The 18,843-nt window shown below is 49.2% G+C and carries 16 protein-coding genes; 4 read left to right on the forward strand and 12 right to left on the reverse strand.

Annotation, left to right across the window (positions count from 1 at the left end):
- Positions 1 to 76: 76 nt before the first annotated feature.
- A complete protein-coding gene (locus tag ACFVU8_RS24310) occupies positions 77 to 1,474 on the reverse strand; it encodes an ATP-binding protein (protein ID WP_387430718.1) in 1,398 nt (465 codons plus the stop codon).
- 665 nt (positions 1,475 to 2,139) lie between these two features.
- Between ACFVU8_RS24310 and ACFVU8_RS24315 the strand changes: the two genes are divergently transcribed.
- The 4 genes from ACFVU8_RS24315 (at position 2,140) to ACFVU8_RS24330 (ending at position 6,632) form a co-directional block, all read left to right on the forward strand.
- Positions 2,140 to 3,036: an FMN-binding protein gene (locus ACFVU8_RS24315; protein WP_175372245.1), complete on the forward strand. Its 897-nt coding sequence runs from the start codon at positions 2,140 to 2,142 to the stop codon at positions 3,034 to 3,036.
- Positions 3,037 to 3,088: 52 nt separating this feature from the next.
- A complete protein-coding gene (locus ACFVU8_RS24320; protein ID WP_175372246.1) occupies positions 3,089 to 4,975 on the forward strand; it encodes an FAD-dependent oxidoreductase in 1,887 nt (628 codons plus the stop codon).
- A 208-nt stretch (positions 4,976 to 5,183) separates the two neighbouring features.
- On the forward strand, positions 5,184 to 5,633 hold the full coding sequence (locus tag ACFVU8_RS24325; protein WP_379467176.1) for a hypothetical protein: 450 nt from the start codon (positions 5,184 to 5,186) through the stop codon (positions 5,631 to 5,633).
- Between the two features lie 18 nt (positions 5,634 to 5,651).
- A complete protein-coding gene (locus ACFVU8_RS24330) occupies positions 5,652 to 6,632 on the forward strand; it encodes a polyprenyl synthetase family protein (protein ID WP_379467175.1) in 981 nt (326 codons plus the stop codon).
- 175 nt (positions 6,633 to 6,807) lie between these two features.
- On the opposite strand, the gene ACFVU8_RS24335 is transcribed toward ACFVU8_RS24330, so the two are convergent.
- The 11 genes from ACFVU8_RS24335 to ACFVU8_RS24385 form a co-directional block, all read right to left on the reverse strand.
- Entirely contained in the window at positions 6,808 to 7,320 is a 513-nt protein-coding gene (locus tag ACFVU8_RS24335) for a cysteine hydrolase family protein (protein WP_379467174.1), read from the reverse strand.
- Positions 7,321 to 7,598: 278 nt separating this feature from the next.
- The gene (locus tag ACFVU8_RS24340) at positions 7,599 to 8,483 is read right to left on the reverse strand and encodes a UbiA-like polyprenyltransferase (protein WP_175372250.1); all 885 of its coding nucleotides are present in this window, start codon (positions 8,481 to 8,483) and stop codon (positions 7,599 to 7,601) included.
- Between the two features lie 71 nt (positions 8,484 to 8,554).
- Complete coding sequence (locus ACFVU8_RS24345) at positions 8,555 to 9,841, reverse strand: aspartate aminotransferase family protein (RefSeq protein ID WP_387430720.1); 1,287 nt, start codon at positions 9,839 to 9,841, stop codon at positions 8,555 to 8,557.
- A gap of 186 nt (positions 9,842 to 10,027) precedes the next feature.
- Positions 10,028 to 11,953 (reverse strand): peptidase U32 family protein, encoded by a 1,926-nt coding sequence (locus ACFVU8_RS24350; RefSeq protein WP_387430722.1) that lies wholly within the window; start codon positions 11,951 to 11,953, stop codon positions 10,028 to 10,030.
- Between the two features lie 58 nt (positions 11,954 to 12,011).
- Positions 12,012 to 12,803: an energy-coupling factor transporter transmembrane component T family protein gene (locus ACFVU8_RS24355; RefSeq protein ID WP_387430724.1), complete on the reverse strand. Its 792-nt coding sequence runs from the start codon at positions 12,801 to 12,803 to the stop codon at positions 12,012 to 12,014.
- Positions 12,796 to 13,698 carry an ATP-binding cassette domain-containing protein gene (locus tag ACFVU8_RS24360; RefSeq protein WP_379467169.1) on the reverse strand — a complete coding sequence of 301 codons (903 nt, stop codon included), beginning with the start codon at positions 13,696 to 13,698 and terminating at the stop codon, positions 12,796 to 12,798. The genes ACFVU8_RS24355 and ACFVU8_RS24360 overlap by 8 nt, the downstream gene beginning before the upstream one ends.
- Positions 13,674 to 14,546, reverse strand: coding sequence for an ATP-binding cassette domain-containing protein (locus tag ACFVU8_RS24365; RefSeq protein ID WP_387430881.1), 873 nt, complete (start codon positions 14,544 to 14,546; stop codon positions 13,674 to 13,676). Before ACFVU8_RS24365 ends, ACFVU8_RS24360 begins: the two co-directional genes overlap by 25 nt.
- A gap of 5 nt (positions 14,547 to 14,551) precedes the next feature.
- Entirely contained in the window at positions 14,552 to 15,127 is a 576-nt protein-coding gene (locus ACFVU8_RS24370; protein ID WP_066374702.1) for a Gx transporter family protein, read from the reverse strand.
- Positions 15,111 to 15,500 (reverse strand): NusG domain II-containing protein, encoded by a 390-nt coding sequence (locus tag ACFVU8_RS24375; RefSeq protein ID WP_379467168.1) that lies wholly within the window; start codon positions 15,498 to 15,500, stop codon positions 15,111 to 15,113. The genes ACFVU8_RS24370 and ACFVU8_RS24375 overlap by 17 nt, the downstream gene beginning before the upstream one ends.
- 217 nt (positions 15,501 to 15,717) lie before the next feature.
- Positions 15,718 to 17,208, reverse strand: a complete 1,491-nt coding sequence (locus tag ACFVU8_RS24380) for an HD domain-containing phosphohydrolase (RefSeq protein ID WP_387430726.1) — start codon at positions 17,206 to 17,208, stop codon at positions 15,718 to 15,720.
- Positions 17,209 to 17,717: 509 nt separating this feature from the next.
- On the reverse strand, positions 17,718 to 18,647 hold the full coding sequence (locus ACFVU8_RS24385; RefSeq protein WP_387430883.1) for an alpha/beta hydrolase: 930 nt from the start codon (positions 18,645 to 18,647) through the stop codon (positions 17,718 to 17,720).
- Positions 18,648 to 18,843: the final 196 nt, after the last annotated feature.

The raw sequence follows: 18,843 nt of genomic DNA on the forward strand, positions 1-18,843 counted from the left end.
ACTCCGCATCAATCTCCTGTCAATATGGCGAAATCACAAATAAAATTGGAGCCCCGTTCCCGAAATTCCTCTTGTCCTAAATAGGCAGATACAGTGAAAAGATACTGCCCTTCCCCTCCTCGCTTTGAACAGTGATGAAGCCGCCGAGCAGTCTGGCAAGATCATGACTAATGGACAACCCCAGCCCTGTTCCGCCGTATTTGCGGCTAATCGTCCCGTCCGCCTGCCGGAAGGCTTCGAAAATGATCATTCGCTTCTCTTCGGCAATCCCGATGCCACTGTCCCTGACTTCAAATACCATCCAGTTCAGATCCTGCCCGTCTTCCCAACGCTGTTCCGCTCGGATGCTCAGCATTACGCTGCCCATCTGTGTAAATTTAAACGCATTGGACAGCAGATTCCGCAAGATTTGCTGCAGCCGCTGTGGATCTGAGATGATGGTCGGCGCGAGATTTTCACTTACACTGACCACAAATTCCAGCTCCTTTTGCTTCGCGATCACACTGAACTGAAGAGACAATAGCTCCGGAATCTCGCTTACATTCACCTGTTCCTTGATAATATCCAGCCGGCCTGCCTCCACCTTGGACAAGTCAAGGATATCATTGATGAGCATCAGCAGTTCTTCGCCCGAACGATGGATAATGCCGCCGTACTCAGCAATCTCTTCCCCGGTAGTGGAATTATCATTTTCTTCTATTAATTGCGAGAGATTGATTATACTGTTCAGAGGGGTTCTCAGTTCATGTGACATATTGGCCAGAAACTCCGACTTGTATTGCGAGGCCAGCATCAATTGCTTCGCTCTTTCTTCCAGCACGATTTCATTCTTGTGCAGTTCCTCTGTTTGAGCGGACAATAGCTCGTTGGCACGCCGTATCTGCTCATTCCGCGAAAGCTCCATTTGGAAGTCCCAGATGATGAGGGCAAATAAAATACTGAGAAGCAATCCAGAAGGAAATGTGATCGGCATAATTTCCGTTATGTACTCTGTTGCAGGGATTACACCAAATATGGTGATATTCAGTGCGTTCATGACATTGACCGCCAGAATGACGATGAAGCCTTTTTTTATTATGAAAGCATTCGAACGGGTAATCCAGAAGCTGAGCCCGGCGCAGAGGAAACCAAGGATCGATAAATTGAGCATTCCCGCCAGCGCAGCTTCGTTCCATCCGAAGGTCAACCGGGTCAGACCCGTTCCAAATCCGATCAATATGAGTGGAAAAGGCTGCGGAAAAGCAATTGTCGTTATAATGATGGGCACGAACCTTAAATCAAAGATGACATGATCATCCAGTCTATATCCAAAAAAAGAGCTGATCCATCCGGCGAAAATCGCCAGCAATACCCAGCTTACCTGCTTCACGCGTTTTGGCGCATACGTGATGATATGCTTGTATAATAAATTGGCCAGATAGGCAATGGTGATCAACACAGCCGTGTTCACGAAAAATATTTTTAAATATTCCATAGCATCACTCCTGGCCTAAATATTAGCAACTACCAGTAATACTAGCACATTAATCCACCTGATTCATTGAATAACAGGCGCTATTTCTACAACCTCCGGTATCTAATTAAGCAGCCCTTCTCAGCGGCAGCAGAAGAGCGCAAACCAGATGCGATTTGCGCTCTTCTCCTATGCTATTGTTGCCTATCAATCCCGGAACGAACGTCCCCGGGTCTATATTCTTCTTCCGCAGCGTCCTTCATATATAGACATGTCATCAACGGCTTATTACCCCTCATTTGACAGCATGAATCCTAACTTGTCTCTTCACCCTTGGAGAAAGAGGTCGTCTTTTGTCACATAATAATCTTTAAAATAGCTTTCAATATTTTCTAAAATTTGATATACTACATATATAAATTAATTTTTAAAAATTTAAGTGATTATTTTCACATAATTAAGCGTCGCTTCTGTGCTAGAATGCCATCGAAGATGAAACAAGTTCATTAAATTTTTCATTATACATAACCGATATATGTCATGTAAAAGTTACATTCAGGGGAGTTACCCCAAAATTAAAGTGACAAATGTCATTTATAAAGTGATTTTTATCACTTCCAAAGTCGTTAAAATGTTTTACATTTTAATATATATATTTTAAACTATTTTCTTGGAGGTCATACCAAATGAAAAAAGCTTCTGTAATCTTGTCGAGTGCCCTGATCCTTGGTTTGCTTGCGGGCTGTGGCAGCAACAACAGTAACAACGCCGCGACTGCAACTAACACCCCCGCTGAAACAACTGCACCTGCCGCAAACTCCGGAAATGCCGGAGCTGAAACTGCCAAGTATCAAGACGGCGTCTACTATGGAACTGCACCTGCTGATGAAAAAACTGGCTGGGAATCCTACGCTATTCTGACTGTTGAAGGCGGAAAAATCACTAAAGCCGACTGGAATGCTTTCAATGTAAAAACTGCTGGTGATCTGAAGAAGAAAGTTTCTGAAGACGGCAAGTACGGTATGAAAAAAGGCGGCGCTCAATCGGAATGGCACGAGCAAGCTGCACAAGCTGAAGCATTTTTGATCGACAAACAAGACCCTGCGGCAATTACCCTTGATGCTGAAGGCAAAACAGATGCAATCTCCGGTGTATCCATTCACGTTGGTGAATTGGTTGAAGCCGCTAAAGCTGCCCTGGCTGCCGGACCTTCCGAAGCAGGCCCTTACAAAGACGGTGGTTACACTGCAGAAGGCGAAATGGACCCTCAGTCCGGTTGGAAATCCACTGTAGCCTTGACTGTTGCAGACGGGAACGTTGTCGCTGCTAACTTCAGCGGTGTAAATGCTGCCGGTGATGACAAGAAACAATTCTCCATTGATGGCAAGTACGGCATGAAAAAAGGCGGCGCTCAAGCGGAGTGGCACGAAGAGATCGCCAAAGCAGAAGCTTACTTCGTAGAGAACAAAGGCACTGCTCCTGCTCTGGATGCCGAAGGCAAAACAGATGCAATCTCCGGTGTGTCGATCCACGTTGGAGAGTACTACACACTGGCAGCAAAAGCGCTTGAAGGAGCAAAGTAATTTAACGACAGCTCCCTCTTATAGCTAATCAGACGAATGAGGTGAATTTCTTTTGAAAAAAATAGTCATTTTGGGCGGCGGCTACGGCGGCGTACTCACGGCTAAAAAACTGGCAAAGAAATTTAAGAACAACAAAGAAATCGAAATTACGCTTATTGACCGGAATCCGTACCACACTCTCTTGACTGAACTACATGAAGTTGCTGCAAACCGCGCTCCTGAAGATTCGATCAAGATTGATCTCAAAAAAATCTTTGCCGGATTGAAAGTCGATGTTGTACTGGATGAAATCAGCAATATTGATTTTAAAGGTAAAAAGCTTAAATCTGAGAAAGCTACCTATGCGTATGACTACCTTGTCATCGGTACAGGCAGCAAGCCAACCTACTTCGGCATTCCAGGCGCAGAGGAGAACACCTTCTCCTTCTGGTCCAATGATGATGCGGTTGCGCTCAAACGCCAGATTCGCGATATGTTCACCCTGGCGGCAAAGGAAAAGAATGCGGCAGTACGCCGTTCTATGCTTACCTTTGTAATCATTGGTGCAGGATTTACCGGTGTTGAGCTGGTCGGCGAAATGGCTGAGTACCGCGAAGAGCTTTGCAAAGAATTCTATATCGATCCATCCGAAGTTCGGCTGATCGTTGCAGATATGGCGCCTAAGATTCTACCTATTCTTCCAGATAAGCTGATTTCCAAAGCAACAGCTTACCTGAAACGGTTGAACGTAGAGATCGTTACCGGTGCCAAGATCACTGAAGTAGGCAAAGGCAGCATTGCTCTCGGCGAGAAGAATGTCGTTGCTGCGCATACTGTAGTGTGGACTGCCGGTGTTGAAGGCTCTGAAATTGTGGGAAGCCTCGAAGGTGAAGTTAAACAAGAGGGCCGCAAACGTATCGTTACGAATGAGCATCTCGAAAGTGTAGATCACAAGAACGTGTACGTTGTCGGGGATAACATTTTCTTCATCCCTGAAGGTGAGACCCGTCCTGTTCCACAGATGGTTGAGAATGCTGAGCAAGCAGCTCCAATCGTTGCAGGCAACATTGAAGCTGACATTAAAGGTACGGCGAAAAAAGCCTACAAACCGGGCTTCCACGGTACCATGGTATCGATCGGTAGCCGCTACGGTGTAGCAAACGTTGGTCTTCCAGGCAAACTGTTCATGCTTACCGGGTTCATGGCTATGCTTTCCAAGCACGCTATCAATATGTTCTATCTGTCCCAGGTTGTGGGCTTTAACAAAGTATGGACTTATATGATGCATGAATTCTTCCATGTGGAGAACCGCAAGAGCTTCCTCGGCGGCCATTTCTCCAAACGTTCGCCGAACTTCTGGCTCGTTCCGCTTCGCGTTCTGCTTGGTGGTATGTGGTTGTATGAAGGTATTGATAAGCTGAAGAAGATATGGGTTGATCCTAATAAAATCTTCCTGATTCCTGCCGCACCGCATGCTGTAGATGCTTCTTCCGCAGCAAGTGAAGCAGTCAATGCCGTTAAGGATACGGTGGATGCGCAATCCGCAGCTTCAGCTGTTTCCACTGCTAAAGAAGCAGTTCAAGCATTGCCGGTTCCAAACTTTGTACACAGCATTACTAACTGGTTCATGGATTTGATGTTCTATCAAGCTGACGGAAGCTATACTTTCCTGGCAAAATGGTTCCAAATCGGTATGGTTGCCGCCGAGATTGTCTTTGGTGTTATGCTGATCGTCGGTCTGTTCACTGCTATTTCTTCTATAGCCACCATAGGTATGGCCGTTATGATCTGGTCATCCAAGATGGCTTCGACGGAAATGCTCTGGTACGCTGCAGCAGCTGTTGCCTGCATCGGCGGTTCCGGCAGCACGCTTGGTCTGGATTACTATGTCTTGCCTTGGCTCAAGAAGCAGTGGAAGAGAATTCCGCTCGTAAGGCGCTGGTACCTGTTCACCGACTGACGCTAATTTCCTTGTTTCATTAGCATTCACATTATATTAATTATTTATATCGTTAAAATGTGAAGTTTATATGTTCTTTCAGCTTAATATTTGTATTCTTCAGAGTAATGTGTCCACGGACACATTACTCTACTTATTTACGAGTGGTTTTGTAGGGATGATCGGGAATGGTTCCTTCCAGCAAAACCGACAAGAAGGAGAGATTCTTGTGAATAATCAACTCGCTCAAGAGACCTTCCGGTTGCTGCAGGCTGACATGTCACCCATCGCCGGAATTCAGCTTCATCTCTCTCCGGTGGAATGTGAGCAACTGCTCCCGGTACTGGAACGCCATGATCTGGAATACAGCCGCAAAGTTCATTTGCTAGGTATTTATATCATTCTCACCTTGGCTGCGAAACGCCATCTGGAATGTGTACCACATCATCCCGACCTTACCCGCAACATTTTGGATGGAGACTATTTATACAGCTTTTACTTACAATTTGCGGTGAAAACCCGCGAGCTGGATCTCGTAGCTTATTTGGCTCCTTCGATCAAAAAAATGCAGATTAGACGGGCAAATGGAAACTTCGCGGAAGAGAATCTGGCTGTTATAATGGAAGAGTTCCTGATCAGGGAACAAAGACAACAGGGACGCACGAGCAAAGCCATTTGACAGGTGGGGATCATTAAGATGAAGCTGCATGAGGCCTTGAACATCGACCTGAAGGAAATAAACCGGGAGATCGAGAATCTGGTGGCGCGTGACAAGGATGTGCCCAAGAATTCGCAGCTTGCCCAAGGCATTCTGCAATTAGTCGGGTCCGGCGGTAAACGGCTTAGACCGTTGATGGTCATCGTCGGAAGCCGTTTTGGCCGCAAGCTTCCCGGACGCCGAGCTCTCCAGCTAGCCGCAGCCGCGGAATTCATTCACGCCGCCTCCTTGATTCATGATGACATTATTGATGATGCAGAAGTTCGCCGCGGAAGACCTGCCCTGCATGTCATCACCGGCGTAGGTCCCGCCGTACATATCGGGAATTACATGTCTGCCCGGGTCATCGAGCTGTTAAGCAAATATACCGGAGACAAAAATCGTTATGTTCATGATCTGTCTGCTGTCGCCACAGCCCAACTCTGTCTGGGCGAATATCAGCAGTTGGAGCATGCCTATGATTACGACTTCACCATGGAGCAATACCTGGAGAAGTCGCGCAACAAAACTGCGCTGCTGATGGCTACATGCCTGCGCGTCGGCGCCTTATCTTCCGAAAGCACAACAGAGGTCGCAAGCCTGCTGTACAACTTCGGTGAAGCGCTGGGCATGTCCTTTCAAATCCAGGATGACCTGCTGGATTTCACGCAGTCTGCTGAGGTCCTCGGCAAGCCAGCCGGCAGTGACCTGCGCCATGGTCAAGTCACGCTGCCGGTGCTGTTCGCCCTGCAGGACCCTGGGCTGGCCCCGGCCATCCGCATGATCGGCCCCGATTCTTCGGATGCCGAGATTGCCCATGTACTGGGCCTCATCACCCGCAGCGATGCGCTGCTGCGGGCCGAGCAGGTCAGCCGGGATTACCTGGATCAAGCTGCTGTCATTATCCAGCAGCTGTCATCCTACCCGGCACATACCGACCTGGTCACGCTGCTGGAATACTTCTCAGCGCGTGACCACTAGCGGCGGGGGTCTCAATCCCCCCGCCTTCACGGACAACAAAAAGGATACCCCCATGCACATGGGCTGGTATCCTTTTTGTTGTCCGTGTTTGCTGTTCTTTTATTGCCGATCGCACATAAATGAACAGAGCACAACGTCAGTGGCAAGTCTCAGCATGATTCTTCTACTTTGGATACTAATTTGGTGTTACCGAAGCTTGTTGACTTACCAAGTACTCAATCACAGGGTAAGCTACAACATGTCTATCTCGATAGGTCTGGTCAATTACCGCATTTTGAGTGCTAAGTATCCCCTTCTGCAATATTGCCGCCTTAAATCCCCGTTCGAGTGCACCGTTATATGTGAAAAGTACGCAATGCTCTGCTGCAAATCCGGACACAATAACCAGTTGGATTCCTTTATCGCTTAATACGGCTTCAAGCTCTGTTTTCCAAAATGCGTTAGAATACTCTTTGTTGATCTGAATATCATCCTGTCCTATTACGATCTCAGGGATAAAATCCAGTTTAGCAACGCTAGATTCATCCGCCCCTTCAATATCTTTCACATGGATGACAGCGTGGTTGTTCTCGCGAAGCAGACCAGCAACATGATTAATATATTCACAGGCAGCATGAACAACCGCTTTTTCTACTTGATCTTCCAAAAAGTTGGTCTGCATATCAATCACTAGTAAAGCAATGGTCAAGGTTCGTTCCCCATTCCTGAAGATATTTTAGATTTCATATAAATTACAAATAACCGATGATTTATGCCATATATCTCTAAGCATACTATAGGCAAGGCGGACCTTACAGGTAAAGTTTAAATTTAATTATATGCAAATAAAAGACTCTGTTAGATGGATATCCTTCAATCCAACAGAGCCTTTACATTTTGACCTGATGCGGGAGAAAGCGGGCGCTCACCTGCAAGCTTTTTCCACGGGTAGTCCCGTTTCGAATATAAACGCCCTACCCCTCAGCCTTAGTTAAAATAAAAATAATCCACCAGCGTACACAACAAGATCACCATACTGATCACCTGATTCAGATTATACGAAGCCACCTTCATCAATTTGCGATTCGAAGGCTTGATGATCTTGTGCTCGGTCATTAGTAAGATCGTCGCTATGCCGATTCCGACTAGATAGATCCAGCCGAGATCACGCCAGACGTACAGGAAGAGCAGCAGCATAATCATGATAAAGTGCAGCCCCTGGGCGATGCGCAGGGCATTCTCCAGGCCGAAAAAGCTGGGAATGGACCACAATCCATGCCGGCGGTCAAATTCAATGTCCTGCGTGCCGTAAATAATGTCAAAGCCGGCAATCCACAGCATGACTACCGTCCCAATGACAAATGGGGTGAAGGCAATATTTCCTGTCACAGCGAACCAAGCACCGATTGGAGCCGAGGCAATCACAAACCCCAGGTACAGATGGCTAAGGAACGTAAAACGCTTGGTATACGAGTATGAGGAGATTAGCAGAATCGCTACCGGCGATAGCACCAGACAGAGCAGATTCAGCATCCCCGAAGCCACAATAAAGATAGCATAGTTGATAATGATAAATAGAATGACTTCTTTCTCCACCAGTAGCCGTTGTGGCAGATGGCGGTGGGCTGTGCGCGGGTTGGCTTTGTCAAAAGCGCGGTCTGCCAGCCGGTTGAACGCATTCGCACCATTGCGGGCGCCGATCAGGGCGATCAGTCCCCAGAGCATGACCCGGCCGGATGGCCAGCCGCCTGCAGCCCAGACCATTGAGATAATGGCAAACGGCAGCGAGAACAGCGTGTGGGAGAACATGACCAATTCGCCGAACATTTTTATTTTTAGAGCAGCATTCTTAAAAGCATTGAATATCACCATAGCATGATTCCTCTTTCTTCGTTTCCTGTTGCATGCGGCTTCGCCCACGGGTCAGACCCGTTGCTTGCACATTACTTCGAGACCTGCCGCAGCACCTCATCCAATACTGTAATCATACCATCAATATCTTCGGCTGTAACGATAAGCGGCGGCTGAAAAGCCAATACATTGCGGTTGATTCCGTTCTTCCCGATCAGATAACCGCGGTCCTTCATCTCTTCTAAAATGTCGTCCGTTAAAGCTCCGGCAGCAGCGGCATCAACTCCAGTAAGCTCCGCACCCAGCATAAATCCGGTCCCCCGCACATCAGAGATCAACGCCGGGTAACGTTCTTGCAGCGACTTAAGACCTGCCTTAAGATGAGCGCCGAGCGAGGCCGCACGTTCTTGCAGCGCCTCAGTACGGATATAATCAAGCACAGCAAGGGCTGTAACAGCTGATACCGGGTTTCCGCCAAAGGTGGAGGCAGATGGACGATTCAGCGAAAGTGCGATCTCATCCGTGGTAGCGAAAGCTGCAACCGGCACGCCGTTGCCAAGCGCTTTGGCCATACTGATGATATCCGGCACAACGTCAAAATGCTCCATCGCAAACAGGGCACCCGTCCGCCCAAAGCCGGTCTGAATCTCATCGGCAATCAGCAGCACACCGTATTGATCCAGCAGTGCCTTCACCTCGCGGAAGTACCAGGATACCGGCATAATCATGCCTCCGTTGCCCTGGATCGGTTCGGCGATCATTGCGGCAATGGTGTCTCCTTTTTCCTCCAGCACACGTGCCAGACTCTTCAGCGAAATTTCTGCCGCCTCTTCTAGCGTCAGCTCCGGATGATAGGGCCGTTCAATGAACGTAACATCCTCATCAAGGTACTGATCCGTGCGCCACATAGGCAGCCCTGTCACACTCATCGTCAGGTTAGTCCGGCCGTGCAGACCGCTTTCCAGGGCAATAAATCCTTTGCGTCCGGTGTGCATCCGGGCCAGGAGCAACGCCCCCTCATTAGCCTCTGATCCGCTGTTAACGAAGAAAGTCCGGCGCAAGTCACCTGGTAGCACTTCCTCCAGTCTCTCCGCCAGGTCTACAGCTGGCTGCGTTAGATAGATCGTTGTTGTATGCTGCAACTGCTGAAGCTGTGCTATCGTCCGTTCGGTAATCGCCGGATTACAGTGACCGCAAGCCACTACAGAGACGCCAGCGAAGAAATCCGTGTATTCCTTCCCCTTCTCATCATAGACAAACTGCATGTTTCCCCGTACGATCTGTGGAGAATCGCGGTAAAAATGCGCTGTGCAGGGATAATAGTATTGTTTGCGTTTGGCAGCTACCGCTTCTCTTCCAATATAGCTTCCTTGTTCCATCGATGATTCCCTCACTTTCTGTTGCTTGATAACCCGAGACTTGGGATTACTCGCAGGCTACATATTAGTTTAATTTTAACTTATATAGCGGCATGATCGGTGAATAAAATAAATACTTTGTGAAAAAAATAACAATACAGCTCGTCAACTACCGCTATTTTTCCCCAACCCCGTTTATTTAAAATTTTAATTAAATTGCAAGGCCCCTAAAGTATAGCCCGCATAAACAGGCTTCAGGCCACCGAGCAGCTCGTCGTTCTGGTTCAAGCCTTGTATCGCATGTTGGTACGAAATAATAATGTCACGCAGTTGCTCCACCGTATACGTGGCTCCCTCAATTCGGAAGCTGGCAATCCCCAGCCCACTCATCTCCTGAAGCATCGGCAGGTAACATAGCTCTTTAGCGAACAATAGATGACAGCGTCCGTGCTGGTCGCGATAGACCGGATTCTCGCCTTTGTCGGTTTTGAGCACCAGTACTTCATTGCTTACATACAGATTGTCTTCCTGAGCAATCGGTTCCATAACTTCTGTATTCTCATAGAGATCATGATCCATATACATCAGCGCGGGTGTGCCATGCACGACCACTTCCAGCGGCTGCTCACAGCGGGCGGCAAAGGTAGTGAAATGCTCCAGCGTCATTTCCGGTGATACCGTAAGCTTGTTCAGACCATATCCGGCATAAAATCCGGCAGATAGATGATTGTACACGTTCAGATTGCTGTCGCCGATCATTGGGTAGCCAGTCGTTTTGTAGCGGCGGATGGCTCCAAGATTGGTTACGAGCAGTCCGTCGATTGGCAGGCGTTCACCGTTTAACAACTGGTCATATTGGTCAAAATGAAGCTCAGTCATCATGCGCGGCATGCCAAGATAGATTTTTGTATCGCCCTTTAATGTTCCAAGCTCCTGTATATCACGCTTCGTGAACGGACGATCTGGCTCAAATACATCTCCGGGAAGATGCAGAATGTCTACACCCTGTGCAAGCACCATTCTCGCCTGCTCCATGTTGTTGACGCGTACCGCAAGCTCCGGTTTAGAGTGTCTCTTCTGCCCAGCTTGTGCCATCCGCTCCCGTAGTAAGGTTACGCGTTCTTGGGAAAGTTCGCGCTCTGCTGTTGGGGTGCTGAAAACTTTACCAGTGCTGTAGAACTTGCCGGTTCCCTCATAACGCCGATTAATATTGGACAGACCAGGTTTGCCGAAAGCATAGGCTGTAGAGAAATCACGTTTGCGGTTCTGATACAGCAGCTTCGAATCCACCGTACGTTCAAAACCTACAGGATCATCGATGTACCGGTCAATCGCATCCCCATAGCTGTTCACCAGCGTCACCATGAACTCTTTATCACGCATCCGGCCTTCGATCTTGAAGGAGGTGATGCCCGATTCAATTAACTCAGGAATATGCTCATACATGTACATATCTTTGACAGCAAGCGGGTACTCCGCCGGGAAGACATAACCGTCTTTCTTCACCCGGTAGTCCCAACGACACGGCTTCATACACTTGCCCCGGTTGCTGCTCATCCCGAACACCTGGGAGCTGAAGTAACAATTCGCCCCGTGCACGGAACACATATCGCCATGCATGAAGTATTCCAGTTCCATTCCGCTCCGCTGGCCCAGCAGCTTGGCTGTTTGCAGATCCATTTCCCGTGAAGTGACGACTCTGGTGACGCCAAGATCACGCAGCGCGTAAATCATCTCTAAGTTGTGCACATTCATCATGACTGAAGAGTGAACCTCTAGGCTGAGCCCCATCTCGCGGATCAATTCCAGCACCGACATATCCTGTACGATCAAGGCGTCGGGACGCACGCTATCCAGAAAACGCAAATACTCGCGGGCTTCCTCGACATCCTCTTCGCTAAACAGGTTGTTGACTGTGATATATACTTTTTTGTCCAAACGATGGGCGATAGCCAGCGCCTCTACGATCTCTTCATGCGACAGATTGTATCCCTTGCGCATCATTCTCATATTAAGAACAGGGCCGCCCAAATAGACAGCATCGCAGCCAGACTGAATGACTTCCTTAAAAATATCGAAGGTACCTGCCGGTGCGAGCAATTCAATCTCTCTACCATTAAAATAACGTGCCATAGTTGTTCCCTCCCAAGTTGATCTTGCTCTATAAATGCATTGCCGCTCAGAACGTGCGCTATAGCCAAGCTACTGCAACGCCCATTACGACAAACATTAGTATAAAAACAGTATCGGCCCCGCCCCATATCGGGCGGTGATACCGGCTGCGCGGCGCGTCCATACGGAAGCCACGAGCTTCCATGGAGTAGACCAAATCCTGTGCGCGGCGGAAGGCGCTGGCGATAACGGGAACAAGCAACGACACCAGCATCCGCCCTTTCTCCTTCAAGGGCAGTTCCTTCAGATCAGCACCGCGTGAAGCCTGCGCCTTCATAATGATCTGAGATTCATCGAGAATCGTAGGAATGAACCGCAGCGAGATATCGATCATGAGCGTGATGCGGTCCGGCGATAGCCCAATCTTTTTGAACGGTGCCAGAATTCCTTCCAGACCCTGATTCAGCTTGCCCGGAGTTGTAGTGAAGGTCAGCAGCGCCGAGAAGGTGATCAGGAAAAACATACGAATCACCGAGAAGGCACCCAGACGAAGCCCGTCTTCGTACAAGTCCCAAGAACCAATGGACAACCAGACTGCTCCTTCTTTTACGGATACAACCTGTACGATAAAAATAAATAGCATCAGATAGCGCAGCGGTTTGGCTGCTTTAAGAAAATACTTCAGCGGAATTCGGGTCGAAGCCATGACCACCACCGAGAATACCGCTAGCAGCGCCATCGCCATCCAGGAACGGGATAGCAGAATGACTACTACATAAAGCAACATCCCGGTAATTTTGGACCTGGCGTCCAGTTTATGTACCCATGATCCAGTTTCAATGCTGCGACCCAGCAGTAGCCTCTCATTCATGGTCATCCCTCTTTCCGCCAGCCCCGTCAAGACCCTTGCCTTCTGTACGCAGTGAGGCAATAAGCTCAGCAAGACTCTCAGCTGTCAGTCGAGGCACCTCGCCCTCTAACCCCAATCGGTCAGCGACTGCGCGCCAGTAACGGAGCGACTGTGGCACGGTAAGACCACAGCGTTCCAGGATGGCCGGGTCCTTAGCAAGATCACTGGCGCTGCCCTGAAAGGCTGTTCGGCCTTCCTTTAACACGATCCAGCGATCTGCCACAGGCAACAGCTCATCCATCCGGTGAGTTACAATAACCACCGTCCGGCCCTGCTCCCGGCATAACCGTTCCAGCAGCGAGATCAGCTCTGTACGGCTGATGGGATCAAGGGTGGCTGTCGGTTCATCCAGCACAATAATATCAGGGTCCATCGCCAGCACAGAGGCGATAGCTGCCTTGCGCATCTGACCGCCGCTGAGCTTGAACGGATTACGCGCCAGAAGGTCCAGATCCAGTCCCATGTCCAGCATCGCCTTGCGGGCACGTTCTTTTGCATCTTCGGGACTCATTCCAAAGTTCAGCGGGCCGAAGCAGAGATCCTTCTCTACCGTCTCCTCGAACATCTGCTGCTCCGGAAATTGAAAAACCAGGCCTACGCGCCGGCGCAGCGGCAACAGCCGGGGTGACTTCTCTCCGGCACGAAGCGTGACATCCAGCACAGATACAGTGCCCGCCGAAGGCTTCAAGATGCCATTGAACAACTGGAGCAGCGTAGACTTCCCGGAGCCTGTCGCCCCAGCAATACCTACAATAGAGCCCTGCGGAATGCTTAGATCAATGTCGTGCAGCGCGGTCTGTTTCCACAGGCTCCGGTCGGCATAGGTGTAGCTTACTTGCTGTAATTGTATGGCCATAACGTCTCTATAAGCTCCTTTTCACTGCCGGGAACGTCCACTTGAACCCCGCGCTCCTCCAGCTCGCCTGCCAGCCGCCATGCATATGGCGCGCGCAGATGACATCTCTCCAGCAGCTCCTCATTGCGAAACAGCTCGGCTGGTGTCACATCCGCAGCCAGGCCGCCTCCATGAAGAGCAAGCACCCGCTCCGAGGCCAGAATCTCATCCGCATCATGCGTAATCATCAGAAGGGTATATCTGCCTTCGGCGTGCATTCCTTTCAGGATGCTAAGCAATTCATCGCGGCTTCCCTCATCCAACATAGAAGAGGCCTCGTCAAAGATGACGATGCCTGGCTCCATCGCAAGGATAGAGGCGATGGCGACACGCTGCTTCTGGCCTCCCGACAGCTCCCCGGGGTGCTTGGCCAGCAGATGAGCAATCCCTAAACGCTCCGAATAGATCTGCAGACGACTCTCCATCTCTTCGTGGGATAGACAGAGTCCTTCCAGGCCAAAGAGAATATCTTCTTCTACAGTAGCCCCGATAAACTGGTTATCGGGATTCTGGAAGATCATGCCGATGCTCTGCCGGATAGGACCAATCGATGCCTCTTCAAGCTTCATCCCGCATACGGTAATTTCTCCCGCCCCTGCAGGAAGCAGAGCATTAAAGAGCTTCACCAGCGAGGATTTGCCGCAGCCGTTAGGGCCGACGACGCTTACCCACTGTCCTTGAGGAATGGCGAACGATATGTCTTGCAGAATCGGATGCTCCGGACCATAGCCGAATGAGACACCCTCCAGCTTGATCACCACTTGTCCCGCCTGCGCTCCGTTAGCTTGTTCTTCATGCGCTTCCTTCATATTAGTCATCCTTTCGCTGCGTCTCCCGGATCGTCCAGAAACTCTTCGAACAACGAGATTTTAGACAGTGAGGTGACCAGATACCGGACAGCAAATCCTACAGCCACCCCTGTAACCACCCCTGTAATGAGCAGCATCGGCAAATAGTAGAATATTTTCAGTGAAGCAAAGACCATCGACGCTGCCAGCAGCTGTCCGATATTGTGAGCGACCCCGCCGGCTATACTGATTCCGATAAGGCTCAGCTGCTTTCCGCCAATCAGCATCAGCAGGTACATCACAACGAAACTGAACAACGATCCGAACAGACTGAACAATAAACTGGAAAAAGTGCCTAAAATAAATGCGGTAAGCAGTGTCTTCAGGACAACGAGCAGGAAGGCATCGCGCCCGCGCAAAAAGAAAATACAGGTTAATATCATGATATTCGCCAGGCCTAGCTTGGCACCGGGTACCAACCCCATTCCTGACAATGGAATTTGGGCCTCAACCAGACTCAGCACTACAGCCACTGCAGCAAAAATCGCGATAATGACTGTTCTTTTCAGCGCCGTAGCTGATTCACTACTGGACATACCCATCTACTTCATCCTCCCCCGACACACTAGCAATCTCCACCAGCACCCGGTGCGGCAGACAGACAATCGTTTGCTTGGTCCGGGTAATTCTTCCAAAACCGAGACATACTTTATCCGGGCAGTCGGCATCATACATTTCAATGCCATAGTCATGCACCTTCAAAATGTTGTAGCCCCGATCTGTGCGGATATCAATGGTTTGCTCTTCTTTAGTAAGCTTAACTGTTTTAAATAATTTTCCATCCACCGTCACATTGGCCACTAGATTGTCGCCAATCCCACCTTTACTCTCGTCATTTGAAAACCAACGCGGTACGAGAAAAGCGAGCGCAGCCACCAGAACGATGGAAATCAGCCATACATCTGCGCGTTTCATAAAATTCTCCCTTATTTTTTAATTAAAATCCGGACTTATTAATTATAACGGTCCTCTATCAATCCTTCAATGAATGTAGGCGTTTATTGTCACCTTTAAGTGCATAATTTCACAAAATAGGCACGAACCTTTCCTATCTTTGCAAAAACGGATCGTCTCTTCTTACGAGAAAACGGATTATCCCGTTGTAGCGGGATAATCCGTTTGTATAAGTTTATTATTTTGCCCGGGAATATTTCAGGAATAATCCAGCAAAAACAGGGTCCCACTGAGTACCTCTCCCCTGCTCCAGAATTCCTAGTGCCTGCTCGGGAGCCATCCCCTTGCGGTAAGGACGATCTGAGGTCATGGCATCATAGGCATCAGCTACGGCAATAATTCTTCCGTATAACGGAATCGCCTGTCCGGCAAGCCCATCCGGGTAGCCCTTGCCATCGTATCGTTCATGATGGGATCTCACGCCACCCAGATAAGGAGTCATTTTCTCCAAAGGTTCAATCTGCCGCAATATATTCTCACCCAACACTGGGTGGGCCTTGATCTGATCAAACTCTTCATCCGTAAGTTTTCCTTCTTTAAATAACACACTGTCTCTCACACCGATTTTGCCGATATCATGCAGCAGTGCCGACTTGCGCAGATTGTCGAGTTCCACACCCGTGATCCCGGCCAACTGTCCAATGATAACCGAATACTCGGCTACCCGTAAGGAATGTCCGGCTGTGTAGGGGTCCCTTGCATCGAGCGCTACGGCCAAGGTAGTAAAGTAGCTGTCCAGCAGCTGTCTGTTTTGCTCCTCCCGGGCCTGCAGGCCACGTACCATCATATTGAACCCGGCGACCAGATTGGAGAATTCATCCAAATATTCATCCTGGATTTGCAGCAGCTGTCCGTCCTTAACGTTATTGGTCGCCTTATATAACTCATTGATAGGATGCTGTACACTTTTAGTCAGCAACCATGCAGCAATGGCGGAGAACGCTGTACCGATGAATAGCACCATCCCCGCCCAGCCCCAGAAATTCTGAATTCCGGTTCTGCTAAGCGCAGTATCATGCAGCCGCACATTAGTCGCCATAATGAACAGCGCTAGCGGGAAAGTGCCAATCAGCATGCAGCTGACCATGAACTTGGGACCGATCGGAACAAAAACATTGCCTTCAAGAGAGAAATCGACATTATAACGTTCAAGCGTCCGATTCCGGAATTCCTTGATTAGAGGAATAATAGCAGAACAGGTCAGGAAAAACTCAATCAAAGCATGCATGCATGCGATCAGCACCGCACCTGTTACCGCCTGATAGAGAACGGAGTACGGTAAGCTGACGAGATCGGTATGAATCATCCAATAGGTCATCAGAATCGCAGGCACCGCCATTCCAAACAGGTGCGGACCAAGAATCCGGTACACAGCATGCTTGGGCAGGCGATGAGTATACTGGTAAGCCTTCTCCAGTAGCTCCAGACTGGGGTCAGCTGTCCTCAGGGCGTTGCGGATGGGCTTGACATGCTTCATGAACAAGCTGATCTCCAATAGGGCCATCACCAGGAAGGAAAATAGCAAGACCAAAAAAAGGCGCCCATACTCCAGTGCCGACAGCTCCAGGGAAGAGATCAGCAATACACTGCCTACTGCGAGTACAGCGACAACAGAGCCGAACAAGTAATTTCGGATCTGTTTCCTTATAAATGCTGTATATAAAATCATTTGTTCCTCCGATCCCGGTCTTTCCATGATGTCAGTGACATATTTGCTTTATTTGTATTTATATGCTAAGGTTTAATAATATTTGATTGTCGCTATATGTATCCCCATCAAGAAGATGTCAGGCCGATCGTTGCTTTCATTATTATTATCGGCATTTTGGACACAATCTCTTACGTTTTCTTGCAGAACTCTTCCTTTTTATGAGATGAAATTCGAACATAGCATTCCGATTCGCACTGGCGCGGCCACGGAGCCGCAAGGACAAAAGAGAGGTAGGGCTTTTGTCGTTTTGGAAGGATTACTCTCGCCATACGGCTGCTGGAAATAACAAGGAATAATGACCCCGTTGCTCACGACGGCAGGGGATAAATATAACGAGATGCATGGTACATAGTCCCTCTTGCTCAGGAACACTGGCCATGTGTGGAAAAATTAGGCGCCCGATAACCGTTTTTCGCGGATATCGGGCGCCGTCTACGTTTCAGGACATTTTCTCGGCAATCCTTCGCTCAATGTACATATCGGGTTACAAATCCGGCTACCTTGGCTTTGTAAGCTTCTTTGTCCATATCATAGGCCAGTCCATGACCGGCCCCCGGAACAACAAACTTCTCCTTGGGGCTTCGGCAAGCCTCATATAGCTCATCCAGCATAGCAAAAGGTACAAACTTATCGGCATCACCATGAATGAAGAGAATCGGCACTTGTGATCTGCGTACCTGTTTGAGAGCTGAAGCTTCGCTGAACCGATAGCCCGCCTTCAACCTGGTCACTGTGCTGGCACTTTGTACAAACGGGAAGCTAGGCAGCTTATACATACGCTTCAACTGATACGTTAGCTGGGCTGTAACCGAACTGTAGGCACAATCTGCGACGATGACTTTCACCTGCTGTGGAAGCACCTCGCCAGAAGTCATTAGCACCGTTGCCCCGCCCATGGATACCCCGTGCAGAACAATCTGTGCACCCGGCCCTGTCTGCTCGGTCACATAATGAATCCATTGCAAATAATCGCGCCGTTCCGGCCAGCCGAAGCCGATATAATTCCCAGCACTCGCACCATGCCCTCTGGCATCGGGCAGCAGCACATTGTAACCGAGATTCTCATAATAGAATTTGGCGTAGGCCCCCATATCTTTTGCCTGACCAGAATAGCCATGAGCAATGATAGCCGTACGTCCCTCCGCACGCTCCGAAGGGAGGAAATACCCTTTCAATTCCAGTCCATCTTCGGAGACAATGCTGACGTCCTGAAAGGTCTGACGTGAGATCCATTCCTTCCCCTCGCCCCAGGATGGACCAGCAACCGGAGGATCGACCTTCAGGTCAGGACTGCTACCCAGAAATTCTTTGGGCGCCCGCTTGACTGCAACTCCGTAGAAAAAGAATCCGGCGTATACCACCGCCGCTGCAATGATAACAATCACTGCGCCAATCATCAAAGTCCACGACAATCTCCATTCCCCTCCTATTGAACATCATAATTTTCCCAGATGAAGCTAGTATAGCATGCCCTGCAAAGAGACCAAAGTGAAGGATCTAGCTCATAGAAAAGAGCCGCTCTCCGGAAAATGAAAATCCGAAAGCGACTCTGCTGTTATTTACGGCACAACAACCTATGATCCTGTCTGCCGG

Origin of the sequence: Paenibacillus sp. NPDC058177 (assembly GCF_042883835.1) — a bacterium.
Classification (GTDB): domain Bacteria; phylum Bacillota; class Bacilli; order Paenibacillales; family Paenibacillaceae; genus Paenibacillus_AQ; species Paenibacillus_AQ agri.